At 69.5% G+C, this 24,223-nt stretch carries 20 protein-coding genes and 5 pseudogenes; 11 read left to right on the top strand and 14 right to left on the bottom strand.

All coding sequences use genetic code 11. From position 1 onward, the window contains the following. Positions 1 to 89: 89 nt before the first annotated feature. From ACZ4E1_RS06810 to ACZ4E1_RS06795, 4 genes and pseudogenes are all read right to left on the bottom strand, one after another. A pseudogene (locus ACZ4E1_RS06810) lies at positions 90 to 273 on the bottom strand (transposase family protein); the annotation flags it as partial. Positions 274 to 312: 39 nt separating this feature from the next. Further along, positions 313 to 864, bottom strand: a complete 552-nt coding sequence (locus ACZ4E1_RS06805) for a hypothetical protein (protein WP_467536516.1) — start codon at positions 862 to 864, stop codon at positions 313 to 315. A 135-nt stretch (positions 865 to 999) separates the two neighbouring features. Then, on the bottom strand, positions 1,000 to 1,596 hold the full coding sequence (locus ACZ4E1_RS06800; protein WP_467536514.1) for a hypothetical protein: 597 nt from the start codon (positions 1,594 to 1,596) through the stop codon (positions 1,000 to 1,002). Positions 1,597 to 1,810: 214 nt separating this feature from the next. Beyond that, positions 1,811 to 2,365 carry a hypothetical protein gene (locus ACZ4E1_RS06795; RefSeq protein WP_467536511.1) on the bottom strand — a complete coding sequence of 185 codons (555 nt, stop codon included), beginning with the start codon at positions 2,363 to 2,365 and terminating at the stop codon, positions 1,811 to 1,813. 229 nt (positions 2,366 to 2,594) lie between these two features. Here ACZ4E1_RS06795 and ACZ4E1_RS06790 point away from each other — a divergent pair, with 229 nt between their 5' ends. After that, complete coding sequence (locus tag ACZ4E1_RS06790; RefSeq protein ID WP_467536509.1) at positions 2,595 to 2,912, top strand: hypothetical protein; 318 nt, start codon at positions 2,595 to 2,597, stop codon at positions 2,910 to 2,912. Positions 2,913 to 3,490: 578 nt separating this feature from the next. Here ACZ4E1_RS06790 and ACZ4E1_RS06785 read toward each other — a convergent pair. The 3 genes from ACZ4E1_RS06785 to lexA all read right to left on the bottom strand — a co-directional run bounded on the left by ACZ4E1_RS06785 (position 3,491) and on the right by lexA (position 7,219). Next, positions 3,491 to 4,666: a hypothetical protein gene (locus ACZ4E1_RS06785; protein ID WP_467536507.1), complete on the bottom strand. Its 1,176-nt coding sequence runs from the start codon at positions 4,664 to 4,666 to the stop codon at positions 3,491 to 3,493. Positions 4,667 to 6,051: 1,385 nt separating this feature from the next. Further along, the gene (locus tag ACZ4E1_RS06780) at positions 6,052 to 6,270 is read right to left on the bottom strand and encodes a hypothetical protein (RefSeq protein ID WP_467536506.1); all 219 of its coding nucleotides are present in this window, start codon (positions 6,268 to 6,270) and stop codon (positions 6,052 to 6,054) included. Between the two features lie 346 nt (positions 6,271 to 6,616). Further along, complete coding sequence (lexA, locus tag ACZ4E1_RS06775) at positions 6,617 to 7,219, bottom strand: transcriptional repressor LexA (RefSeq protein ID WP_467536670.1); 603 nt, start codon at positions 7,217 to 7,219, stop codon at positions 6,617 to 6,619. A gap of 547 nt (positions 7,220 to 7,766) precedes the next feature. Here lexA and ACZ4E1_RS06770 point away from each other — a divergent pair. Beyond that, positions 7,767 to 8,199, top strand: a pseudogene (locus tag ACZ4E1_RS06770) (hypothetical protein). Here the strand turns inward: ACZ4E1_RS06770 and ACZ4E1_RS06765 are convergent. The 3 genes from ACZ4E1_RS06765 to ACZ4E1_RS06755 all read right to left on the bottom strand — a co-directional run bounded on the left by ACZ4E1_RS06765 (position 8,196) and on the right by ACZ4E1_RS06755 (position 9,629). After that, on the bottom strand, positions 8,196 to 8,534 hold the full coding sequence (locus ACZ4E1_RS06765) for a hypothetical protein (RefSeq protein WP_467536504.1): 339 nt from the start codon (positions 8,532 to 8,534) through the stop codon (positions 8,196 to 8,198). The pseudogene ACZ4E1_RS06770 and the gene ACZ4E1_RS06765 overlap by 4 nt on opposite strands. A 334-nt stretch (positions 8,535 to 8,868) precedes the next feature. Continuing rightward, a complete protein-coding gene (locus ACZ4E1_RS06760; protein ID WP_467536502.1) occupies positions 8,869 to 9,192 on the bottom strand; it encodes a hypothetical protein in 324 nt (107 codons plus the stop codon). Positions 9,193 to 9,320: 128 nt separating this feature from the next. Next, positions 9,321 to 9,629: a LexA family protein gene (locus tag ACZ4E1_RS06755; protein WP_467536499.1), complete on the bottom strand. Its 309-nt coding sequence runs from the start codon at positions 9,627 to 9,629 to the stop codon at positions 9,321 to 9,323. 321 nt (positions 9,630 to 9,950) lie between these two features. On the opposite strand from ACZ4E1_RS06755, the gene ACZ4E1_RS06750 reads away from it, so the two are divergent. The 5 genes from ACZ4E1_RS06750 (at position 9,951) to ACZ4E1_RS06730 (ending at position 17,739) form a co-directional block, all read left to right on the top strand. Continuing rightward, complete coding sequence (locus tag ACZ4E1_RS06750; RefSeq protein WP_467536497.1) at positions 9,951 to 11,045, top strand: PP2C family protein-serine/threonine phosphatase; 1,095 nt, start codon at positions 9,951 to 9,953, stop codon at positions 11,043 to 11,045. Between the two features lie 696 nt (positions 11,046 to 11,741). Then, positions 11,742 to 12,470, top strand: a complete 729-nt coding sequence (gene cseB, locus ACZ4E1_RS06745; protein WP_467536495.1) for a two-component system response regulator CseB — start codon at positions 11,742 to 11,744, stop codon at positions 12,468 to 12,470. Beyond that, on the top strand, positions 12,467 to 13,717 hold the full coding sequence (locus ACZ4E1_RS06740) for a sensor histidine kinase (protein WP_467536493.1): 1,251 nt from the start codon (positions 12,467 to 12,469) through the stop codon (positions 13,715 to 13,717). The genes cseB and ACZ4E1_RS06740 overlap by 4 nt, the downstream gene beginning before the upstream one ends. Before the next feature lie 634 nt (positions 13,718 to 14,351). After that, the gene (locus ACZ4E1_RS06735) at positions 14,352 to 15,125 is read left to right on the top strand and encodes an ABC transporter ATP-binding protein (RefSeq protein WP_467536491.1); all 774 of its coding nucleotides are present in this window, start codon (positions 14,352 to 14,354) and stop codon (positions 15,123 to 15,125) included. A 52-nt stretch (positions 15,126 to 15,177) separates the two neighbouring features. Further along, positions 15,178 to 17,739 carry an ABC transporter permease gene (locus ACZ4E1_RS06730; RefSeq protein ID WP_467536489.1) on the top strand — a complete coding sequence of 854 codons (2,562 nt, stop codon included), beginning with the start codon at positions 15,178 to 15,180 and terminating at the stop codon, positions 17,737 to 17,739. An 8-nt stretch (positions 17,740 to 17,747) separates the two neighbouring features. Here ACZ4E1_RS06730 and ACZ4E1_RS06725 read toward each other — a convergent pair. Then, positions 17,748 to 18,221, bottom strand: a pseudogene (locus ACZ4E1_RS06725) (IS5 family transposase); the annotation flags it as partial. A gap of 559 nt (positions 18,222 to 18,780) precedes the next feature. Continuing rightward, on the bottom strand, positions 18,781 to 19,164 hold the full coding sequence (locus tag ACZ4E1_RS06720; RefSeq protein ID WP_467536487.1) for a winged helix-turn-helix transcriptional regulator: 384 nt from the start codon (positions 19,162 to 19,164) through the stop codon (positions 18,781 to 18,783). Between the two features lie 75 nt (positions 19,165 to 19,239). Here ACZ4E1_RS06720 and ACZ4E1_RS06715 point away from each other — a divergent pair, with 75 nt between their 5' ends. Then, on the top strand, positions 19,240 to 19,650 hold the full coding sequence (locus ACZ4E1_RS06715; protein WP_467536485.1) for a RidA family protein: 411 nt from the start codon (positions 19,240 to 19,242) through the stop codon (positions 19,648 to 19,650). 234 nt (positions 19,651 to 19,884) lie between these two features. Here the strand turns inward: ACZ4E1_RS06715 and ACZ4E1_RS06710 are convergent, their stop codons facing one another. Then, a complete protein-coding gene (locus ACZ4E1_RS06710) occupies positions 19,885 to 21,006 on the bottom strand; it encodes an FAD-dependent oxidoreductase (protein ID WP_467536484.1) in 1,122 nt (373 codons plus the stop codon). Between the two features lie 743 nt (positions 21,007 to 21,749). Here ACZ4E1_RS06710 and ACZ4E1_RS06705 point away from each other — a divergent pair. The 3 genes and pseudogenes from ACZ4E1_RS06705 to ACZ4E1_RS06695 form a co-directional block, all read left to right on the top strand. Further along, positions 21,750 to 22,532, top strand: coding sequence for a LysR family transcriptional regulator (locus ACZ4E1_RS06705; protein WP_467536482.1), 783 nt, complete (start codon positions 21,750 to 21,752; stop codon positions 22,530 to 22,532). 288 nt (positions 22,533 to 22,820) lie between these two features. Further along, positions 22,821 to 23,107: pseudogene (locus ACZ4E1_RS06700) on the top strand (LacI family transcriptional regulator); the annotation flags it as partial. A gap of 27 nt (positions 23,108 to 23,134) precedes the next feature. Then, positions 23,135 to 23,379: pseudogene (locus tag ACZ4E1_RS06695) on the top strand (ATP-binding cassette domain-containing protein); the annotation flags it as partial. A gap of 82 nt (positions 23,380 to 23,461) precedes the next feature. Here ACZ4E1_RS06695 and ACZ4E1_RS06690 read toward each other — a convergent pair. Beyond that, positions 23,462 to 24,163, bottom strand: a complete 702-nt coding sequence (locus tag ACZ4E1_RS06690; protein ID WP_467536480.1) for a DUF4232 domain-containing protein — start codon at positions 24,161 to 24,163, stop codon at positions 23,462 to 23,464. Between the last annotated feature and the right edge of the window lie 60 nt (positions 24,164 to 24,223).

Below are 24,223 nucleotides of genomic sequence, written 5' to 3'. Positions count from 1 at the left end.
AGACCGGCCTCACTCACGTCGGCGCCCGCGAGGCGATCGAAGGGCAGCGATCGTCTGCCGCCGAGCTCGACCCGGAGCGTCTTCCAACCTCAGATAGAGCAGTCCAGGCGCAGGGTGAGGATGGCCTGGACGAGGCTGGCGATGGGTGGAGCAGCGCAGTTTGCGCAGGAGTCGCCAGGACTTGAGGGCAGCCATGGCCTGTTCGACGAGTGCGCGGATCTTCGCGTGTGAGCGGTTGGCGGCCTGCTGACCGGCGGACAGCTGCTCCCAACGGATGTCAACGGTCGTGTGGAACTCCCCGTATGTAGGGCCTCAGGAGATGCTTGACACGTTGGTCTCGTGACTTCCTTGTCCGGCGGTGCGGCGACGGTAGTAGGCCAGGGTGACCACGGCTAGTAGCGGGCCCCACAGCAGAAGCGGTGCGTAGACGGTGATGGCCAGCGCTCCCTGCCAGTGGTGGTAGTCCAGGGGTCCGTCGCCTCCGTGGATGTCGTTCCCGAACGGGCTGGTGATCGCCGCCCTTGTCCACATGAGCGTCAGGACGGCCGCGCCCAGAGCCGCGGGGACGACCGCTGCCGATATCGGAACCCTCCGTCCGCCCAGGACGGGGATCCACCGCGGAAACTCCTCGCCCCAGCGTGCGATGAGCCCGACCGCGGTGAAGGCCAGCAGCTCGGAGAAGATCGACAGCACCACCGCGTACAGCTCCATGGGCAGCCAGGCGGGGATGTCCCCGGAGCCTTGATCGCCGCGGGCGATCGGTAGGTGGAGGGTGAGGACCGCGATCCGCCACAGGCACGTCGGCAGGACGACGAACGGGATACTCAGGGCCGCGGTCCGCGCCCAGCGCGGCACCCCGGCCACCGGAGTGTGTGCAGCCGTCCAGGCAGTTCGCAGCCGGTCGGGCAAGGAAGGTGCTTCGACATGACTCGTCACGAGGTGCTCCGGGGACTGTGGTTCGCAAATATCGCTTGCATCGTCGGTTGAGTAGTTGTGCGGTCAGTGGGTGCGGCGGCGATGGTAGGCATAGGTGACGGCGGCGAGCAGTGGCCCCCACAGCAGGAGGGGGAGGTAGCACACGTAGTAGATCGCCGCCTCCCAGCCACCTGCCTGGGTGGGGAAGTTGTCCGGGGTCGGTTCACCTCGCAGAGTGACTCCGGCGAACTCGGTGACCCAGGCGGCCGTCCACAGGACCGTCAGCACCACGGCGCCGAGGGCCGCGGGGATGACAGCGGCGAGGGGCGGCACGCGGCGGCCACCGAGCAGCGGGATCCAGCGCGGGACGGCCTCTCCCCACGCGGCGATCAGTCCGACGGCGGTGAACGCCAGTAGCTCGGAGAGGATCGACAGGGCGATGACGTACACCGGCCCCGGAAGCCACGCCGGGAGTTGGCCCGTACCGTGTGCGCCGTCAGCGCCGATGTCGAAGACGACGGCTGCGACCCGCCACAGGCCGGAGGGAAGAACCGTGAAGGGGATCGCGCAGGCGGCGATCCGGATCCATCGGGGGACGCCGGGCACCGGGGCGTGCGCGCTGGTCCAGGCAGCGCGCAGTCGCCCGGTTGTGGTGGGCCCTGTGGCGTGTTGGACGGTCATGAATGCTCCTGGGTCATCAGATGTCGTCGACTTCTACGAGGGGAAAGCGCCGCTGGTCGCAGGCATTGCACTGGCCGCGTCTGACGAACATGTGGTGGAACCTGCCGGCTACGGAAGCCTCTTCGGCTCGCGCGGGGTGGGTGGGGATGGCATCTCGCAGGCGGGCGCCGGTGATGCCGAGCGGACGCGCGGCGCGATGTGCTCCTGAGGGCAGCTAGCTTCCAGCGCGGCGGCGACGGTAGGCGAAGGCCAGGGCGATCGTGATCGGGCCCCAGAGGGCGACCGGGCCGGTGGCGGTGAGCGCCAGGGCCTGCCAGGCGCTGGTGGCGTAGTCGACGCGGTCGATGACGCCGAACGCGGTGAGCGCCTGCCCGCCGCCGAGAGGGATCGAGGTGAACAGCAGCGTAAGGACCAGGCCGCCGAACAGCGCGGCGGCGAAGGCCGCGCCGGCCCGCACCGGCTTTCCGCCGATGCCTGGGATCCAGGCGGGCGCCACCTCGCCCCAGCCCCGCACCAGCCCGATCGTCAGGAGCGCGATCAGTTCGCTCAGCACGCTGAGGGTCAGGACGTACGGCACGCTGATCCAGTACGAAGGCATGCCTGGCTGACCGGTCTGGCCCATCTCGAAGTGAACGGCGAACGGCAGACGCCACAGGCACGAGGGCAACAAGATCAACGGGAGCGCGTAAGCCAGGCGCATCGCCCAACGCGGCACCGGGCGTTCGGTGTCATCAACGCTCGGAGGTCTGTGCAGGAGGCTGATCTTCATGGCTCCACCCTCGCGAGACGGCTGCCACGAAACATCGCCCGCGCAGACGGAGCGCCTCCGCCACGCGGCGGAGGCCGTGCCCCCCTCAGGGCGAACGGCCCAGTCGCCGACAGGGCGCACCGACGACCAGTGACAAGGACGCCCCTGCTCAATCTGGGCGGGGGCCTTCGTACCGGGGGCGACTACCTGTTGTGAAAGTGCTGGTTACACGGGTTGCTAAGGTCCGGGCATGACGCGTCTGAAGATCGAGATATCCGTTCCTGAGAGTCATGCGGCGGCTGTGGTCGAAGCTCTCCACGCCGCCGGTGCAGGACGGGTGGGCGAGTACGCGCGGTGTTCCAGCATCTGGAAAGTGACCGGCAACTGGCAGCCCCTGCCTGGTGCGCAGCCGTACGAAGGTGAGGTGGGCGTCGTTCAGCACAGCGAAGAGTGCCGAATCGAATCAGTCTGTGACGCAGATCAGGCCGCGGACGTCCAACAGGCTGTCCGTGACGCCCATCCCTATGAGCAAGCAGTCGTCCACTTCCTGCCGCTGTACGAGCTCTAGACAACGTCACGACTTCACAGCCGGCCGGTTCCAGAAGGTCATCGACCGCTACGTGGAGACTTCCCCCGACACTCATCTGCTGAGCGTGCAGACCGCCTTTCTGCAGTTCCCTGAGTAGTGCTGTCGACAGGGCGGGGCGGGCAACGCCGGCTCGCAAGCCCGCCGGGGCATGCAGGGCCTCCCCTAGGAAAGGCGACACAGGCGCGGTCCACGCGAGGGTGCCCGAGCGCACGACGCTCAGGCGAAACCTTTCCGCAGTTTCGGGTGTTGAGCGGTCTGCGTGAGGCCACGGGAAGGGGCCAGAACCCCGTGATTGCCGCCTGCACACAGGGCCTGGTTCCCACCGATCAGGCCCTGCGGGTGTCGGCCCGGGCCCACGGGGGCCGGGCCGACACTTAGGAGCCCTAACGAAATGATCTTTCGAGGTGGTTGGATCAGCCCGGGACTGTTGGTTCAAGGCGTGGGGTGGCTCGGCCGAAGCCGCGGGTAATCGATCAATGCCAGGCCCCAGGCTGCAGGAACTACGGCGTGGGGGTGTGGTGGTTCAGGCCGGGGTGGTTACCGAGTCCCTTGCCGGATCACCAGCTGAGGTGGGCGTAGCCGGCGCCGCCGTTCTGGCCGGGCTTGCCGGGCTGGGGGTTCGCGCCGTCCGCACCGTTCTGGCCGTGGCCGCCACCGGCCGTGTCGCCGCCGCCGTCGCCGCCGCGCCCACCGGCACCGCCCGCGGCTCCATCGCCGCCCGCACCACCGGCTCCCGTACCGGCCGGGGGCGTGACGGTGCCCGCGCCGGCCGGTGCTGCGGCGGCGGCGCCACCGGTGCCGCCCGCTCCGCCTGCGCCGCCGTCCCCGCCCTTACCGCGTGCCGAGAACTCCTTGTCCCTGTCCTGGCCGCGACGGCCGTCGGCCCCCGCCTGGCCGCTGCTTCCGAGGTTCACCGTGCCCTCGGCCGTTTGAAGGGTGGTGCCGTCAGGCGAGCAGGCTCCTGCCCCGGCCGCCCCCTGCTTGGGGCTGGCGCTGCTGGGCTGGGCCCCGATGCCGCCGGCGCCGCCCTCGCCGGCGTGCTTGAGTGACAGGTTCCCGCCACCCCAGCCGCCGCCCGTGCTGTAGCCGGAGGAGCCAAGGCCACCGTTGCCGTAGTGGCCCGGTCCAGAGCCCGCTTCCCCGTAGCCCCCGTCTGCGAGTTCCGTGCCGCCACGCTTCACCAGGGTGCGATGCGCGTCCCAACCATCCAGACCCAAGTGCGCGTTGTCACCTTCGGTCCCGTCGTATCCGCCGCCACCCGTGCTGTTGCCGCCGGAGCCGCCAGCGATGCGGTTGGTCCCGGCCTTGGCCCCCTGGCCGCCCGTGCCACCGGCGCCGACCTCGATGGTGAGGCTTTCGCCGGGCGTCACCGGGATCGTGCAGCGGGCGTAGCCGCCTGAGCCGCCTGAGCTGCCGCCGTTGCCACCGGCACCGCCGCCGCCACCGCCGCCACCGCCCCCGCCACCGGAGCCAAGCGAGCTGCCGCCGCCACCGCCGCCGGCGCCGGTCGTGCCGCCGCCACCGCCGCCCCCGCCGGCTCCGGCACCCCAGATGTCGATGGTGAGTTCGGTGACGCCGTCGGGAACGACGAAGGTGTGGGTGCCTTCGGTGAATCCCTGCTCGCCGGCGGCTTCAGCAGCTCCGGACGGCGGGGCGACGCCCAGCAGGGCACAGCCGCTCAACGCCGCCACCGTGACAAGACGCCACGGCGAAGCGGTCAGAATACCGTTCACAAAACACTCCTGTGGATAAGAAAGGTGATGCGCCTGTGATGCACAGGCCGCAGGCGGGGCTGAACGTTTCCGCGCCCACGTACGGGCGTCACACAAAAACGCCCACGGGCTCCTCGCGAGGGTCGCCTTCGAGCACTCGCACATGGGAAGTCAGCAGCTTCGAGGCGCAGCATCGACGGATCCGGCCAAGGCCACGCTCGAGCCCCCCGGGTTCTGTCGGCACAAGCCTTCGCCGCCGGCCACCAGGGCCCGACTCACCCAAGGTTCTTCGAACCACTCTTGAAGCATGCTCGCCCCCGTCGGCCTTGATCACTCGACCAATCCAACGACGAATGCCGGGAACGGAAACGGCCCCGCCCTGGCCGCCAGCGACCTGCTAGCCGAGCTCCGGCGGCTCATGCCCCTCGTCCAGGCGCAGGCCGATCGCATCAACCGGGGCACGCGCGCCTGGTGCTCGCGGGACAAGACACTCGCTGACGCCCGCGAGGCGCTTACGGCGGGTCTGAGCCCGAGCTCGCTCGCGGCCTGCCTCACGCTCAGCGCCCTGGCCCGGACGGTCGGCGACCTGGACGAGTCGCCGGCGGTGAGCCGTGAGCTACGAGGGCGCCCGGCTGTGCAGCCGCCGCGACGAGCCGATCCTGGCGGGCAGCGCGAAAGGCGACGCAAGCGCGGTCCACGCGGAAGGTGCCCGATCACAGGACGCTCAGGCGAAACCTTTCCGCAGTTTCGGCTGTTGACCTGTCTGCGTGAGGCCACGGGAAGGGGACAGAACCCCGTGATTGCCGCCCGCACGCAGAGCCTGGTTCCCACCGATCAGGCCCTGCAGGTGTCGGCCCGGACCCACGGGGGCCGGGCCGACACTTACCGAGATCGCGAGCATCACCGCCGGCAAGGAGCAGCGTGCCTGCCCTGCCGTACGCGCCTGCCGGCCCCATCACCACGGCTACGGAGCCCAGGAGTACCAGTCTCTTCCGTGGCCGAGGGAGCGTGCCAGGCCCCGGTGTCCCGTTTCGGACCCAGCAGCGGCGGAGTGAGTGCACCTCAGCAGGCGGGACACCGGACCTGGCGTAGAGGCAGCCGGCCCGGGGGGAGAGAGACCGGCCGCTTCCTGACGCACCATCCCACCCACCCCGGCGCCGTCAAACACCGCAGTCCCCCAGTTGCCGTGAAACCGCACGTCCAGGGCCCCAAGGCTGTCGCTGTCGTCGTCCGTGGGCTGCCGTCTCGCCCGGGGTCCCTCGCTCCCCCGCCAGCCGCTGCACCGGATTTGACGTGTGGTCAGAGGTCCCGGAGCGGTCACCGGCAGCACCGCGATCTCTCCGTCCGTGATGTCGAGGATCAGGTCCGCGTTCGTGCTCCCGGCCGCCGACGCAGTCGTCTGCTGCTCAGTCTCGGGCGATCGTCCATCTCATGTCCTTGGCGTACTGCAGGAGCGTCGTCAACGAGGCGGTCTCGGCTGGGGTGAGCAGGCTGGACGCGGCCGTCATGGACAGCAGGACCCGTGTGTCGGGGCCTTCGGGCTGAACGAGGCCCCGGTCGCGCAGCCGTCGGAACGCGCTGTCGCCAAGGCCTGCGAATTGCTGCTGCAGTTCGCTGACGGTCATCGTCCACAGCGCGGCGGGGGTGGTGATGCCCCGCCCGACCAGGCGGCCGGCGATGCGGTGTCCTTCGGGATCGTGCCCGATGGCGTCCTTCAGTTCGGGCGCGACCGTGGCGCACTCGTTGGTCTTCGTCCTGCAGGCCGCATTCCGCTCAAGGGTGGTCCGGCGCGGTGCAGGAGTCCGCCGAGGGCGGGGCCGTGGAGGCTCGGGTGCCCACAGGTCCTATCCGGCATAGCCGTCGTCGGCAGGTGCAGTCATTCTCAGTGCCGCCGTTCATTCGTCGGTTGAGCGCACCGCGCAGGGGCAGAACGCCTCCGCGGCCCTGCGTCGGGTATGAGGACGTGGTGGTTCACAGGCGTCGCAGGACAGCTGTGACCCTGCCCAGCAGTTGGACATGGTTGCCCCAGATCGGCTGGTAGGCGGGGTTGTCCGGGGCCAGCCAGGTGTCGGCGCCGTCCTTGCGGAGCCGTTTGACGGTCGCCTCGCCGTCGAGCATCGCGATCACGACGTCGCCGTGTTCAGCGGTCTGCTGGCGCCGCGCAACGATCGTGTCGCCGTCCAGGATTCCGGCGGCGCCGTTCATGGAGTCGCCGACCACGGTCAGCGCGAACAGCTCGCCCGCGCCGACGAGTGTGCTGGGTAACGTGATCGTGCCCTCGACGTTCTCCACCGCGGTGATGGGCACACCAGCCGCGATACGGCCGACCACAGGGACCTCGACTCCGTTGTCGGCCCGGCCGTACGGGGGTTCGCCGTCCTGCGACTGGGCGGGCACCGGGACTTCGGCGTTCGTACGCGTGCCCGCGTGTCGGGGGTCGACCGCGGTGTCGTGGCCGCGTCGGTGCGAAGAGGGTTCGGCCGGCACGTACGCGCGCGGCCGGTTCGGGTCACGGCGCAGGTAACCCTTGCTCGCTCTCGAGTTCCCTGATGATTGGGCGTGTTCAAGCGCCAGGAGGGGTGTGGGTTGAGTACGTGGCAGGTAGTGCGGGTGCCGGATCCCGAGCAGTGGGGGCCGCTGCCAGATGAAGGTCTCCTGGGGGTACGGGACCTGCCGGAGGCAGTGGCCAGGATCAGCTGAGGCCAGGTGATCCCGTGTATGTGCGACCGGACGGATTGGTCGACACGGGGGTCCGTCGCTTCACAGCCCGCGTCGTCTCTCGCACGTTCGTGCGGAAAGCTGCCGCGTTCCTCGCCCGGGACGGTGTTGTTCTCTTCAACAACCTCGACGCGTTCTTGATCTGTGCGTTCAAGCGGGACGGCGCACTCTGCGATCCCGCCGCACGCAAACACACCCAGGCAATACGCCTGCCGGCCAGGCTGCGGCAATGCCGTTCGCACCGACACTCACGCCCAACTGTTGCGCGAGCGAGCCGAGGAGTTCTACCAACTGGCCGCCCACGCACCGGAACCCGTGAGCAAGCGCATGCGTGCCCACGCGGACAGGCTCCGCGAGACCGCCGACGCACACGACGCCACCGCCCGCCTGTCGGGGCATGGATATGAACCAACAGCACCAGGACGAGCGCATCCTCATCCGCGAGGCCATGGACCGGCTCCTGGCCGAACAGGCCACGGCCTCCAACGGCAGGCCTCACCGTCGTCGCGCTCGCCGCCGAGGCCGCCGTCCACCGCATGGCCCTCCATAAGCGGCACGTCGACCTGAAGAACGAGTTCTATGAACGCGTCCGCAAAGAAACCCGGCAGATCCCGGAATCCGAAAAGCGACTCAGAGAATCCGTCACCAGGCTCAAGAAGACCGTCGCCAGCCAGAATGCCGAGATCGAGGAGCTCCACCAGCTGATCACCCTACTCACGCTCGCGGGCGCCGTCCTCACTCAAGACGGAGCGCCAACGACGGAACGTGCACCTGTCTCCGACACCATCGTCCCGTTCCCTAGGAGAACCCCTAAAGGAACGGAAACGACGGTTTAATGCCCGAAATGCGCCCGCGTCGACGGCGCCTTGTACAGTGCCGTTCCAATACCCAGCACAACCGCGGCAGCTCCAAAACCGGCCATCTGCACACGCCAGTCGTAGGAACTCGGTTCCCAGGCGAGCAGCCCTCTGCCCACGGCCAGGATCGCAAGGCCCAACAGCGGGGTGCATCCGTAGTGCGCTGTGCCGGGCCCGAAATCGGCCTCGACAAGTGACCCGATCCCGCCGGCGAGGACGGCCAGGCCGAACAAGAGGCCCACGAAGCAGAGGAACAGGCCGACGACACCGCCGATGACCCGGTTGTCCTCGGGCGCGGCGTCCTGCATCCACACCCACGTTGTGTACATGAGGTAGAGCATCCCCCCTGTCATCACCGAGCCGACCAGCAGCGCGTGCGCTATGAACGCAGTGGCCAGGAGCGGGCGGCGCGGTCTCCGCACCTGGGGTGCGGGACGGTTGGGAGCTCCGGCGCCGCGAGTTGGGGCGCCGGAGCCGTAGGGATTGCGTGGAGCGGGACTGTTCACAGAGCTCTCTCTCGGCAAGGGCTGGGTCGATCGCTGGCGTCGCGCCCGATCCAAACTGCCCGGATGGTAGTTGGGTCGGATGTCCAGCAGAGGTGGGCGCGGTGCCCGGATCCCAAGCGAACGTGATTCCTCGACCCTCGCGCTAGTTTCCCCTTCCTTGTCGGGCAAGCACGATCCGGCCAGCCGTGGACAAGACGAACACGGCAGCACCCCCAGCGACGAGCGCCTTGTTAAGCAGAAGGAGGTCTTCTGCATCCTGCAGCGACTCCTCGTACGACGCCGAACTTCCGCCACGAGAACTGATGGTGTTGCACACATCGCCAGGCTTCATCACCTGGCCACCGCATTTCCCGATGTCATCGCGGTTGATCCACCATGCAGCTCCGCCCCACACGATCAGTCCAACGCCGATCCAGGCCAAAACCTTAAGAGTCTTCTTTGTGCGTGTATGGGTAGCGAGCGTCATGGGCATGAATTGTGTCCTTCGGTATGAAGAGCGCGAGAGGGCCAGCCCTGCCTGACAAGGAAGCGATGCAGCGGCCCGATCAACTCGCATCTCAGATCAATCAGTTCGGGTCGCGTCACCGCATCGTTCTACCAGGCGTACAGCCCCGGGCCGTCAGCCAGGTAGCACCGAAACTCACCCGCGCCACCAATCACGGATCCTGGCGCAGGCACTGAACAGAAGAACTTGACGGGGAACTCGAGGACGCGGATCTGGTGGGAGACGCTGGAGGTGCTGGACAGATCGACGGCGTGGCCGATCTCCCGCAGGGACGGGTAGCCGTGCCGTTGGATGTGGCCCTCTACGAACGCGAGGATCTGACACTGCCGGTCCGACAAACCGTTCTCGTCGAAACGAATCCCGGCCGGCCTTCCCGCTCGGTGCTGCACCGTGCCCATCGCGGCCCCCTCTTTCAGCCTCACGCATATGGCAAAAGCACGTTACCGCGCGTGTCGGACAACGCCCCGCCCCGTGCGGCCTGTCACGGGTCAGGCGGCGGACCGACGGCGACGGCGCCATAACAGGCGTAGACGCGTAGGGACCGCTCTGGGAGTGGGCTGTGGGGTCCTTGGCGCCGTCCCCGTGATCGGGCCGGGTCCGGGTACGGCTGCCGCCCGGGCGCTTGACCCGGATGCGTTCGAGGACGGGATCAGCTGCGGGCTGTCTGAGGCGTGCTGCCGGTCACATTGCAGGTCACTGGCGGCGCCCCGGATTGCTCGGTGGCAGATCTGATCAAAGTCCACGAGCATGGCTGGGTGCCGAGGAATCGCGGGTGGACCTTGTGGGGCGCGCTGTTGATCGCCGTATTGGTGACCGGGGTGGACCTGGCTACGGATCCCGGGTATTCCTTCGTTGCTGTATACGCCATGCTCCCCCTACTCGTAGCTATCAACGGCAGTGTGCGCGCGGTCCTCGTCGCCTGCTTGATGTCGCTTGCTCTCACTGTGGCAATGAGCTGGTATGACCATGATCTGTGGCACCTGACTGCGTATGGCGGCCTGGTGGGGGTGCTGGGAGCGACCGCCATGGCTCTCTGGGCTCAACGGACGGGGCGGGCCCGTGAGAGCACGCTCCAACAAGTGGCTCGTGTAGCCGACGCTGTGCAGCGTGCGCTCCTTCCAGAGCCAGCTTCTCGGGTTGGCCCCTTCCAGGTGGCTGCCTCGTACGTGGCTGCAACCGACGAGGCACAGATCGGGGGCGACTTCTACAAAGTCATCGCTACTCCGCACGGCGTGCGGGGCATGATCGGTGATGTGCGTGGCCATGGTCTGGAAGCAGTGCGCACCAGCGCCATGGCGATCGGCGTCTTCCGTGAGGCAGCGTACGAAGAAGGGTGCCTGGCGAAGATCGCGGACCGCCTCGACCGTAGTCTGGAACGTGATGCTGGGCTTGAGGGCTTCGCCACCGTCCTGATCTTCGGCACCACGTCCCCCGCTACGGCGGCGGTGCTGGACTTCGGCCATCCTTACCCACTGTTGCGCACAGCCGCAGGTGCAGTAAGAGAGCTGGACATGCCCAGCGGGATGCCCCTGGGGGTGGGACTGAACGCTGCGGTCCAGCAGGCCACGCCGGCCGAGCTACACCTGGCGCCGGGGGACGAGCTCCTCCTCATGACCGATGGAGTGCTCGAAGCTCGCAACGCGAGCGGGACGTTCTTCCCACTGGCCCAGAGATTCGCCGCAGCCCCACGCCTCGCGCGGCCGGCCGAGGTGCTGGCCGCTCTGCGGAACGACCTTGCGGACTGGGCGCCGGAGATCGACGACGACTCGGCGATGCTGCTCCTGCGCTACGTCCCTGTCGGACAGGATCAGTAGCGCCTTTCCGCAGATGAACCAGCCCCGGGCATGAGGGAGGAACGGCCCACTCATGCCCAGGGCGCCGCCGCACGCCCCCCCTACAGAGCCGGTGCCGTCTCAGGCCCGGATCCAGAGGGCTGGAGCAGCAGGTCATCACTGGGGCCGGTCGAGGCTTTCACTCCTGTGCAGGAAGCCGAGCGGCTCGGGGCGCGGTGGGGGTTCCAGGCGGCGCGGTCGCCTGAGAAGGGTGTGCTGGTGCGGGGGATGGCTCTGTGCGAGCGGTCCGGCGACGCGGGCGGGAGCGCCAGGGGGTCCCGGCTTTACGTAGGGTCACCGACTGTTCGGCGCCGGGGGTGCCTGGCCAGGCTTGGGGGGTGCCGCCCTCCGCGATCCTGCTCGCTTTTGTATCTACGGCGTATCGAACAGCGCTCGGCCCTGCATCGAACCGGAGCGCAGGGCCGCGGCCGAGCGTGGCCGTGCCTTCCGGCACGGTGTCCTCACCTGGCGGAGATACGGCCCCACCTGGGATCTTTCGCGATCGCGAGGGAGCCGGTCCGGTGTCGTGCGGGCCACTGAGTGATACGTCGGGCTGTCTACTGTCTGCCGTATCGTTCCGGATGCGGCTTGGCCGCGTGACCGCGTGCACGTTGTGGACGTGTCGTGCACGTAAGCCGGTGCCGCCGTCCGCCCCTCACTCGAACAGGAGCCGCCCCCTTGTCCTCGCCCGCCTCCTCCGGGCAGACCGCCCGCGTACTGCTGGTCGAGGACGACGACCTCATGCGCCGCTCCTTCACCGTCGCCCTGGAGCGCTACGGCTACGAGGTGCGGGCCGCTGCCGACGGCCTCGCCGGGCTCGAAGCCTTCCGCGAGAGCGATTTCGACCTGCTGATCCTCGACGTGATGCTGCCCGGCCTCGACGGGATCGGCCTCTGCCGCCGGGTGCGGGAGACCAGCCTGGTGCCGGTCCTGATGATGTCGGCCCGCGGCGACGGGCTCGACGTGGTCGCCGGTCTTGAGGCCGGGGCCGACGACTACGTCGTCAAACCGGTGGAGACGTACGTCCTGGTGGCACGGATGCGTTCGCTGCTGCGGCGCGCCACGTACGCGCCCGCTGTCCGAAGTGGCCCGGGGCCGCATGGGCACCGTCCGGCCGAGGATGACGTGCTGGAGTTCGGGGACCTGCGGCTCGACACCGCCGGGATGGAGGTGTTCGTCTCGGGCGACCCGGTCGCCCTCACGCCGACGGAACTCAAGCTCCTCCTGGAGTTCGCCGCCAACCCCGGCGTCGTGCTGGAGCGGCACACTCTTTTGCGGGACGTCTGGGAGTACGGCTGGGACGGCGACAGCCGGGTCGTCGACCTGTGCGTGCAGCGGCTGCGCCGCAAGCTGGGCCGGGACCGGATCGAAACGGTCCGGGGCTTTGGCTACAAGCTCAGGCGGTGACCGTGCGTCCCATTCGCCGGCCCGGGCAGGGCCGCACCCCGCTGCGTTGGAAGATCGCGGCGCTCGCCGGAGCCATGGCCCTGCTCGTCGTGGCGGCCGTCGGCGTCCTGGTGCACGTGTGGACCGCGGACGACATTCGCAGCCGGGGTGAGGCCCGGGCGTTCAATGCCGTGTACGCGGCCATGGGCGTCTACCGGCGCACCGGCGTCCTGACGGAGGGCGCCGAGCTGGACCCCGACGACCTGCCCTCCGCGCTGCGCGTGCCGGATGACGGCGACCGGCACGTGTTCTACGACCGTCACGTCGAGGAAAACATCGGCCCGCGCGTCTGGGCCGCCCAGCGGACCGGCGGCCCCGACAGCACGGTCCTCGCCGTCCAGGTCAACCTGAGCACGGACTGCGCCAACCTGTCCCGCCTCGACGCGGCCATCGCGATCGCCTCGCTCGTCGCTCTCGCGGCGGCCACCCCACTGGCTGTCTACGGCGCCGGGCTGCTGGCCCGACGGCTGGGCCGCGTCGCCGAGACGGCAGCCCGGATCTCCGCCGGGGACCTGGACGCCCGCTCGGGTCCCACGAAGGGGCGTGACGAGGTCGCCGACATCGCCGCGACCGTCGATCGGATGGCCGACACCCTCGCGCAGCGGCTGCGCACCGAGCGCCGGTTCACGGCGGACGTCGCCCACGAACTGCGCACCCCCGTCGGAGGGTTGCTGGCTGCCGCCGACCTCCTGCCGCCCGGTGAGACCGAGGATCTGCTGCGGGCCAGGGTGCGTGATCTGCGGGACCTGGTCGAGGACCTGCTGGAGATCTCCCGGCTGGACGCCGGGGCCGAACAGCCGGTCCACGCCCGGGTGCCGCTCGCTGCCGTGGTCGCCGAGGCTGTCTCCCGCACCGGTCTCGACACCGAGATCGACGCCGACGCCGCGCAGAGCGTCGAGACCGATCCGCGGCGACTGGAACGGATCGTCGCCAACCTCGTCGTCAACGCCCACCGGCACGGCTCGGGCCCGGTGCGCGTCACCGTAGACGAACGCACGGTCGTCGTCCGCGACCACGGCCCGGGGTTCCCGCCCGACCTGCTGCTCCACGGCCCGCGCCGTTTCCACACCGGCGCGCGGGAACGCGGTACGGGCCACGGCCTCGGGCTCACCATCGCCTGCGGGCAGGCCCGTGTCCTCGGCGCCGAACTGCTGCTGGACAACGCCCCGGACGGCGGCGCCGTCGCCACCTTGAGGCTGCCCGCCTGACCCGCGCTGGGGGCTGCCGCTCGGTCGGTACACGGTGGAGCGGGAGCTGATACACGGTCGCCCAGGCCCCGATATGTTCCTCCGGCACTCTTCGAAGTACACCCGGAGCGCCCTCTACGCGCCACCCGCACAGAGCCGTGCCCCACGTCACCGGCCCCGGTACGGGACCGACTCGAGGAGTCACCATGAGCGCGTCCGCCCACACGGCGCCCGCTCAGCCACAGCGGGGCTGTCGCTCGCGGACCGCCGTCCTGCGGGGCGTCTAAGGTGTCGGCGCACTCACCGACGTCGTACCCCTGCTGCTGGGCGTGGGCGTCCTCGCCACGAATACAGCGGGGCGGTGACGGGACAGCCCGCCGGAGTGCCCGGCGTGATCGGCCTGTTCCTCGGCGGGACGCTCCTGGCCGTCGGCATGCCCCCGCCCCCTGTCGCGCAGGTCGGACGTCGCTAGGCCGTGTCCTCGCCCTCTCCCAAGGGCCTTCCCGCGCCGACGCGCGGGGAGGCCCTTCCGGGGCGCCGGCCTGCTGCAGGTTTGCCGCACGGTCGAGCGCAGGCCGATACACCGTGGCCCAGGCTCCGATACGTTCCCCGGACACCCTTCTTGTGCGTCTTTCCGTACGAGAAGAGGAACTTCATGGCCGCCGACCTCCTGCTGCCACCCCCGATGACCAGCATTGCCGCCGCGACCACCGACCTGTCGAAGGTCTACGGCAGCGGCGACACCCGCGTCCTCGCCCTGGACCGGGTCAGCATCGCCTTCCGGGAGGGCGAGTTCACCGCGATCATGGGCCCGTCGGGCTGCGGCAAGTCCACACTGATGCACTGCGCCGCCGGGCTCGACGCACCCACCTCCGGCTCTGTACGCATCGGCACCACCGAGCTCGGCGGCCTCGGGGACCGGCAACTCACGGAGGTGCGCCGGGACCGGATCGGGTTCATCTTCCAGGCGTTCAACCTGCTGCCCACGCTGACGGCGCAGGAGAACATCACCCTCCCCATGGACATCGCCGGACGCCGCCCCGACCGGGAATGGCTGGACCGCGTCATCTCCATGGTCGGGCTCGCCGGGCGCTTGGACCACCGGCCCGCGCAGCTGTCCGGCGGCCAGCAGCAGCGCGTCGCCGTGGCCCGCGCCCTGGCCTCCCGGCCGGCGATCGTCTTCGCCGACGAGCCCACCGGCGACCTCGACTCGCGCGCCGGGGCCCAGGTCCTCGGCTTCCTGCGCGACTCGGTGCGCGAGCTGGGCCAGACCGTGGTCATGGTCACCCACGACCCCGCGGCCGCGGGCTACGCCGACCGCGTCGTGTTCCTCGCCGACGGCCGCCTCGTCGAGGAGATGGCCCGGCCCACCCCGGACCGCGTCCTCGACCTGATGAAAAGCCTCGGCTCCCGCTCCCACGACGACTGACCCGCACCCCGTCCCGCCCCGCCCCGTACCGCAACTCCCCCGGAAGTCGCCCATGTTGAGAACCACACTGCGCAACCTCCTGGCCCACAAGGCCCGGCTGGCCATGACCGTCCTCGCCGTCTGCCTGGGCGTCGCGTTCGTCAGCGGCACCCTCGTCTTCGCGGACTCCGTCGCCGCCGCCCACCGCGCCGCCGCGTCAAAGAGCTTCGCCGGGATCGCCGTCACCGTGACAGAGAAGGCCCCTGGGGCCGGTGCTCAGGACGGGCCAAAGGACGGCGTGCTCGACGACGCGCTCGCCACGAAACTGGCCAAGGTGCCCGGTGTCGCCAGCATTCGCCCGTCGGCCGACGGCTCGGCAATCCTGAACGCGTCGGACGGCAGCCCACTGCGTGCCGACCACGCCTGGTCGAACCTGGCCACCACGTACGTACCGGGCAAGGACGGCAAGGACAGCCGTTACCCGCTGGCCGAAGGACGCGCCCCCGCGAACAGCGGGGAGATCGCAGTCGACAAAGGTACGGCCGCCGCCGGCGGCTTCCACACCGGTGACTCGATCACGCTGGCCACCGACGGCCCGACCCTCACCAAGCGGCTCGTCGGCATCGTGACCACCGACGACACCCGGGTGACCGCGGGCGGTACCCTCGCGCTGTTCGACAGGGCGACCGCGCAGAAGCTGTTCGCCACCCCAGGCCACTACACCGGCATCGACCTGTCCGCCGCGCCCGGCACCACCGCGTACGAACTCGCCGACCGGGTCACGGCCGTCCTCCCCGCAGACCGCGCCGAGGCCACCACAGGCCAGGCCCAGGCAGCCCAACAGGCCATCCTCGTCGACACGTTGACCCGCGGCTACGAGAAGGTGCCGATGGTCTTCGCCGGGGTCTCGCTCTTCATCGGCTCCTTCCTCATCGTCAACACCTTCAGCATGCTCGTGGCACGGCGGACCCGGGAGACCGCGCTGCTCCGGGCGATCGGCGCCTCGCGCCGCCAGGTGTCCCGCTCCGTCCTCCTGGAAGCCTTCGTGGTCGGTCTGGTGGCCTCGGTGACCGGGTTCCTGCTCGGACTGGGCATCGCGGCGGCGCTGCCCCACGTCCTCGGCGCCGACGGGACCGCCCTGCCCAGCGGCCCGCTGGTGATCGGCCCGCGCTCGGTCGCGGCGGCACTCGGCGTAGGCGTCGGTGTCACCATGCTCGCCGCCTGGCTGCCCTCCCGCAGGGCCGGGCGGACCGCGCCCGTCGAGGCAATGCGCACCGCCGAACAGCCGCCCACGGAACAGCGGCTCAGGCTGCGCGGCGCGGTGGGCCTCGGCCTCCTCGTGCTCGGCGCGGGCCGGCTCGTGTCGCTCAGCAGCGCGCAGGACGCCTCCGAGGAGAACCTGCGGAACGCGATGTTCGGCTGCGGCCTGCTCGTCGCCGCTCTCATCGCGCTCGCACCGCTGCTCGCCGTCCCGGTGATCCGGCTGACCGGACGTCTGACCGGCCGCCTCGGTGTCACCGGCCGCCTCGCCCGCGACAACGCCCTGCGCGACCCGCGCCGCACCGCGGCCACCGCCGCGACCCTGCTGATCAGCACCGGCCTCGTCACCGGACTCGCCGTCATCGGCCACTCCACCGCACAGGCCCTCGACCGCCAGGCCGCGGCCGGTCTCGGCGCGGACTACGTCGTCAGCACCCGCTCCACCATGACGGGCATCGACCCCGACGCCGTACGACGGCTGGCCGGCACCACCGGGGTGCGCAGCGCGAACACGATCACGGACTCCACCCTGTTCACGGGCGGCGGGGTCCGGCAGATCTCCGGCGTCGATCCCGTCACCGTGCGCGACGCCATGAAGCTCGACTTCGTCTCCGGCTCCGCCGCGAAGCTGTCCCCGGGCCGGATCGCTGTCTCCAGCACCCTCGCCCGGGAGCATGGGGTGACTACCGGCGGCCTGCTCAACGCCAGCCTGGGACGCGGCGGACAGCTCACCAAGTACACGATCGTCGGCGTCTACAAGGACAATCCCATCGCCCGGGACGCGCTCGGCGCCCGCACCGAAGTCGCGAAGAACAGCTTCCTGCCCGGCTCCATCCAGCGTGTCCTGCTACGCACCGACGCCCCGGGGGCCAAGGCGCTGGAGGCCCGGCTGCGCACCGCCGTCGACAACAACCCGCTGCTCAAAGTGCAGGACCGGGACCAACTCGTCCAGGAGGCTGCGGGGACCATGGCCGGCCTGCTGAACGTGATGTACGGGATGCTCGCCATCGGAGTCGTCATCAACGCGCTCGGCATCGTGAACACGCTGGCCATGTCGGTCGCCGAACGCACCCGGGAAATCGGCGCGTTGCGCACCCTGGGCATGGACCGCTCCGGCGTCCGCCGGATGATCCACCTGGAAGCGCTGACCGTGTCCGGATTCGGAACCCTCCTCGGTCTGGCGGGCGGCGTGTTCGCCGCCTGGGCGGTAGGCTCCCTCGCCAACGGCGCGATCGACCAGTATGCCCTGGCCCTCCCCTGGGGAACACTGCTCCTCGTCTGCCTGCTCTCCCTCACGACCGGCACCCTCGCGGCCGCCTTCCCGGCCCGCCGGGCCGCCGGGCTGAGCCCACTGCAGGCCGTCTCGGCCGCATAGACCGTGTCCTACGTGGTGAGGCGGACGAGGCGTTTGTAGCAGCACAGGGCGGCTGCCAGTCCGAGAAAGGCCAGGTAATTGCGGGGATCGCGTTCGTAGCGAGGGCTCAGGCGTCGGTAGCCGGACAGCCAGGACATCGTCCGCTCGATGCCCCAGCGGCGGCGGCCCAATCGTTCGCTGGCCTCGATGCCTTTGCGCGAGATTCGTACTCCGATGCGTTTGCCACGTAACCATTTCCGCAGGTCGGCGCGGTCGTAGGCTTTGTCTGCGCGGAGGCGCTGGGGCTTGAAGTACCGGCCGCGGTGGGGGTCGTGTCTCGTTTGGTGACCCTCGACCATGGGCTTCAGCCCTTCGCTGTCGTGGGTGTTGCCGGCCGAGACGCCGACGAGGAGGGGCAGTCCGTTCGCGTCCGACAGGACGTGCATCTTGGAACCCGGCTTGCCCCGGTCCATGGGGCTCGGACCTGTGTGTTCGCCCCCTTTTTAGCCAGCATTCGCCTGGCGCCTTCCCGGACGATCTCGTCGATCAGGGACCCGCCTCGCGTCGAACCGTCCTCGGTGACTACCGTGAGCATGGGCGTACCTTCCCAGCCGACGGGCCAACGTCGGCCTACTCGATTCCAGTCAATCGATCACCCGGGAAGGTACGCCCTTCGCGTCCAACCCGGGTCCGATCCACAGGTCTTGAGCATTGCTCGCCCGAAGTCGTCGACCAGCTGAGGAAGGCGCACGTTCAGGCTCTGCTTGCTTCCCTCCACGTACTGCGCCGGAACCGCTGTCCGGTTTCTGCTCCTGTCACCTGCCGTGAGCCCGCACGATGGCCCCACCGAGATGTCTCTTCGTCTCTCACCGACGGCGTTGACAGCGACCTCGTCGTGACCCGACACCCCTCCTTCCTCTGTCGGGCCGCATACGAGGACCTTCCCGGCGGCCTTCTGTCGGCCGAACCGCTGGGGGCGATCCCGCCCCCGCGCTCCGGCCCGCATCTCTGGTGCGACCGGCTGGCACCGACTCCCCCACCCCGGCCCTCATACCAGGCTCCTCAGCCCTCGAGGGGGCGAAGGCTCTCTTCCCTCGTGTCGAACGCTTCGCGTGCGTGCTCGATGGTGGGCATGTTCTGCGATGCCCAGGCCAGCAGCACGTCGACGGGGTGCCGAAGGGTCTTCCCCAGAGAGGTAATGCGGTATCGGACCGCTACAGGTCGGGTGGAGACGACCTCGCGCTCAATCACGCCATTGCGTTCAAGCCGCCGAAGTGTGGCGGTCAGCGACTTCTGGCTGACCGACGGGATCGCCCGACGGAGCTCGTTGAAGCGGCACGGGCGTTCACACAGCTCGTTGAGGACGCTGAGCGACCACTTGTCGAGGATCTGGTCGAGCAGTTCGCGGTGTGGTGCGTCGATACGGAGCTCGTCGGCGGTATCCATGGCGAAACCTGGTCTCATTGAAGTGTCCTTCTGCCACTAGGTAGCTTACAGATACCTACTTCGAAGGAGCGAGTCATGGCAGTTCAGCACTTCACTCCGGACGGCATGCTGCAGCCGACCCCCTATCACCATGTCGCTGTGGGCACCGGGACCAAGCACATACACGTCAGCGGCCAGATCGCACGCCAGGCCGACGGGACGCCGGTCGCACGCGGTGATCTGACCGGACAGGTCGCCCAGGCGCTGCGCAACACCTTTACCGGCCTGACGAGCGCGGGCGCCTCGTTCGCGGACGTACTGCGCCTGACGTTCTACGTGACCGGATGGACCCCGGAAAAGATCACCGACTTCATGGCCGGGGTCGAATCCGTCGCCCAGGACATCGGGCTCCCCCTCCCCATGCCCCCGGCCTCCCTCATCGGCGTCGACTACCTCTTCGAGCCGGACGTCCTCGTCGAGGTCGAGGCAACCGCCCTTCTCGGCTGACCTCTCGCGTCCCGGACTCCGCAAAAGGCGCAAGCGCAACGTCGAGATTGCCCGGCACCCACAAGGCCTCCCCTGTGGCCATGAAGCCGGTGCCGCGTCGTTCGCGCCCTGGTTCGCATCGCATGGGTGGACGCCGTGACCATCGTGGCACGTGAGCCGAACGCTTCCCGCGGGCGGCGAACGCCGGCCAGAGTTTTCAGGGTCTGCGGCAGATCGCGAAGCCGGACTGAGGCATCAGGAGCGAGCGAACAAAGTGACGACGCTCCGCGGTGCCTCCTGGCCGAAGAAGATCTCCAGGTTCCGCGCCGCGCGGCCGGCGGCATCGCTACTGCGCACGAACAACCGCTCTTCGTAGGCGGTGAGCGCGACCTCGATGTCGGGTTGCTCGACCAGCGTTTCGGCCAGGTCCGCGCCGTCGAACATAGCGAGGTTCGCGCCCTCCCCGGCGAAGGGCGACATCAGATGTGCAGCGTCGCCGACCAGCGTCACTCCGGGCACCCTGTCCCAGGCAACCCCGACAGGAAGGGCATAGATGGGCCGGAGCCACGGTTCCGCGTCGCTCCGTGTCACGAAGGCGGTGAGCAGCGGCGACCAGCCGTCGAACTCGTCGGCGACGTGACGCAGGCCGGCGGACAGGTCGCCGAAGTCGATCGACCTCATCCATGCCTCGGGTCTGTTCAGCGCCACGTATCCGCGCACGGCCCCGTCGGCGTAACGATGGGCGATGATGCCCTTGCCCGGCGCGACCGCCATCAGCGTGCCGCTGCCGATCGCGGCCACGCTCGCTCGGTGGTCCGGGTCGTCCGCGGTGAGGGCGATCTCGATGAAGCAGATTCCGCTGTAGGAAGGCTCGGCCGGGGTGAGCAGCGGTCGCACCTTCGACCAGGCGCCGTCCGCGCCGATGACGAGGTCCGCGCGGGCGGCGGAGCCTTCCGCGAAGGTGAGGTCGTATCCGCCCTGTGGGCAGTGCTGGACCGAGGTGAGCTTGTGACCCCAACTGACCGTCCCAGGCGCCAGTGAGCCGACGAGCAGGCGCCGCAGTGCGCCACGATCCACCTCTGGACGGGCCGACCCGGGGTCCGCGGGCCTGTCGAAGAGGACTCTGCCGTGGCGGTCGGCCACACATTTGGCGTCCTCGCCCGGGCGGACCAGAGTCAGGAACTCCTCGTACAGACCGGCTGCGCGTAGCGCGACCTGTCCGGTCTCTTCATGGATGTCGAGCAGGCCGCCCTGCGCCCGGGCCTCCGCCGAAGCCTCACTCTCGTAGATCGTCGCGGCGATGCCATGCGTCTGAAGCACCCGTGCGAGCGTCAGCCCGCCCAGTCCTGCTCCGATGATGGCGATGGTCTTCTGCATGCTGCGCTCCTCTGTGGCGCCGACACGCGTCGGCGATGGCCAGCGCCGTGAGCGGACGGAACGTCCGGTCTCGGCAGGAGACGCTCACCGATCAGAACCATCTGCATCGGTGTACGAGCGATGCCCGGGCGGTTGGACCCGCGGGGCACCGTTTTTCGCGACGCGGTGACTATAAGCCCGGCAGCCATCTCTCAGCCATTCCAGAGGACATCAAGCATGCGCTCGGTGGCGCTGCTCGCGGAGGATCCTGCAGCACACGCTGACAGCCGTCTCCGTAGGACCGCTCGTTTGACAGACCCGGCGCCTGCACCCTGATGCGCGCGGTCGGCACCTGTGCATCCTGGGCCTGGGCTCCGGACTCGAACACGCGCGGGCCATGATGACCCGGCTTCTCGCCGGCAGCCGGACGACGCTCTGAACCGTAGCGCGGTCGACCGTTCTCCAGGGCCTGCCGTTCAGACCGGTGACGGTGTCTCCGTATCCGGAGCCGGAGCCGGATACGAGGTCGGAGCGGGGGGGTGAATTACTGCGAGAAGGGTCCATGCGTCCGGCGGCGACGTGGATGAGCTGCAGCGTCGCTGGGACGGACAGTCTCACCGCCAGTCCGGCGGGGTGCAGGGCGGTGATGGAGTCCCCGACCCGCCGGAGGGCGTCGGTGCTCTTCCTCTCGGCCTCGTATCGAGGATGCAGAAGCGTCCATTGTTAACACCACGTGCATGGCGTTCTCTTGTATGGTTCCCGCCGTGCAACTGGATCTGAATCTGCTCACCGCCCTGGACGCGCTGCTGGAAGAGGGCAGCGTGGCCGGGGCCGCGGCCCGGCTTCATGTCACCGCGCCGGCGATGAGCCGCTCACTGGGCCGCATCCGCAAGGCCACCGGCGATCAGATCCTGGTCCGCACCGGACGCCACATGACACCCACGCCCCGCGCGCTCGCCATGCGTACCGAGGTTCACACCCTGGTGCAGCAGGCTCACCAGTTGCTGTCCGACCGTACGGAGCTCGACCTGGCGGGTCTGGATCGGGTGTTTACCGTCCGTTGGCACGACGCCCTCACCACCGCCTACGGGACCGCCCTTGTCGCCGCGGTGCACCGCCAGGCGCCGGGGGTGAAGATGCGTCTCACGGTCGAGCCCGGCCACGACACCCCTGAGCTGCGCCGTGGGGAGGTCGACGTGGCCTCGAGTGCCGAACCTCCGTCTCAGCCCAACATCCGCCACCGCCTCATCGGCCAGGACAGGATCGTCCTCGCCGTGCGGGCGGGGCATCCGCTCACCGAAGGGCCGGTGACCGTCGAGCGGTACGCGGCGGCCGATCACGTGACCGTCTCCCGGCGTGGAAGTCTGCGCGACCGGATCGACGAATTGGTCGCCGCTCTCGGCCACGAGCGCCGTGTCATCGTCTCCGCTCCCGCGACGGACACTGCGCTGCAGCTCGCCCGTGACGCCGGCGTCGTGGTCACCGTCCCCGACGCGGTGGCACCGGAGCCGACGGAGTCAGGGCCGATGCCCACCCACCGGCCCTGACTCCATGTCCCGAGGCCGGACCCGCGCCCTTCATCCGCACGAGACGGTGCCCGCCACCAGGGACCACTCGTCCAACCGTGTGCGGGGGCCGGCAGCGGCAGCGGCCTCGTGACTGCTTGTGACGGACCGCCCACCTCCATTCCGGCACTTGCGTGGCCGCCACCGCCACCACGAACAGGTGCCGCCCGACGCCGCGTCGATCGGCATCGAGCCCTCCCCGCCCCGGGCCACCGACGGATCCGCGCCGGGTCGATGGCCTTGGTTCCGTCTGACACCTCGTGAGGGACCGCCGAGAACGACGATATGGGCCTCGGCGCCGTCAACGCGCTCAAGAACGCCGGCAAGAAGGCCGGCGACGTCAAGATCGTGACGGTGGACGGCACGCGGAACGCGGTCCAGGGCATCGTCGACGACTGGATCTCCGGCTTGATCGAGACCAACCGCGCTTCGGCCCGCTCGCCTTCCAGACCCTGGACTCCTTCACCAAGGGCGACAAGGTGAGCCAGCACATCGTCATCAAGGACAGCGCCTACACCGAGAAGGACGCCAAGTCGGACATCGACAAAGCCTTCTGACACGGTGTCAGCAACGGGACTGAGCGCCAGTTCTCCGGCGAGTACGACGCGGGAGCCGAACCGGTGCTCAGGGCCGTGAAGCTGACGGTCCGCCACCGGCTGGGCGGCGTCTCCCTCGATCTGCGGCCCGGCGAAGTGGTGGGCCTGGGAGGGCTCCGCTCGGCTCCGGGCGCAGCGAGACGGCGAAGGCCATCGCGGGCGCCCTGCCGACGGACTCCGGCCGGGTCAGCGATCGCCCCAGTACGGATCTCGGGAGCGTCCTTCGCAGCGGCAAGCGCACCATGGGGACCTTCAACATCACCGCGGCCTCCCGGCAGCAGTTCCCGGGCGGGGGCCAGCGGTGCGGGGGCGGGGTCACCCTGCCGGTGAGTCGCTGACCTTGCCCACCGGGCTGACCTGCATCTTCCCGCCGTCGTTGCCGTCGGTGACGGCGAGCGTGCCCGCCGGCCACGTCAGGGTGACGGGCTTGGTCTCGTTCGGGGGCGTCACCACCATGTCGGTCAGCTTCACGCCGGAGCCGCCGCTGTTGTTGACCGGGTACGTGATGTTGAAGGCGGCGGCGTCGCCCTCCTTGAGGACCTGCGGCACGGCCTGCTCGCCGTTGCGCTCCACGGAGAAGGTGTCGCCCAGGGACGTCTTGATGTCGACACCCGGGAAGCCGTTGATACGGCAGTCGGCACTGCCGATGTTCTTGAAGGTGACGGTGACGACGCCGTTCGTCTCGTCCGTGGTGTTGTCGGCGGCGCTGGCGTCGAGCACGTCGGTGCGGCACACGTCGGCGTAGCCGGCGCCGCTGTCACCGTTGTCGGTGTCGCCGCCCTGGTCGCTCCCACCGGAGTTGCTGCTCTGGCCCGACTGGTCCGCCCCGCCGCTGCCGCCAGTGCTGCCGCTACCGCCGGAGCTGCCCGCCTGGTCCGACGACGAGGAGGGGCTGGTCTGCGTGTTGCCCGACGCGATGTCGTCGCCGTTGCAGGCGGTGAGAGCAAGGGCGAGAACGGCGGTGAGTGCCGCGCCGAGGGTGGCGGAGCGCTTGCGGGAGTGGAACGTCGTACGCATGTGAATTCCCCGAGGGTATGGCGGTCGAGTACGGAAATGCAGCCGCGGCCCGGAACGGGC

The organism is Streptomyces sp. NPDC025806, assembly GCF_055558275.1.
This window is presented reverse-complemented; position numbering and strand designations above follow the sequence as displayed.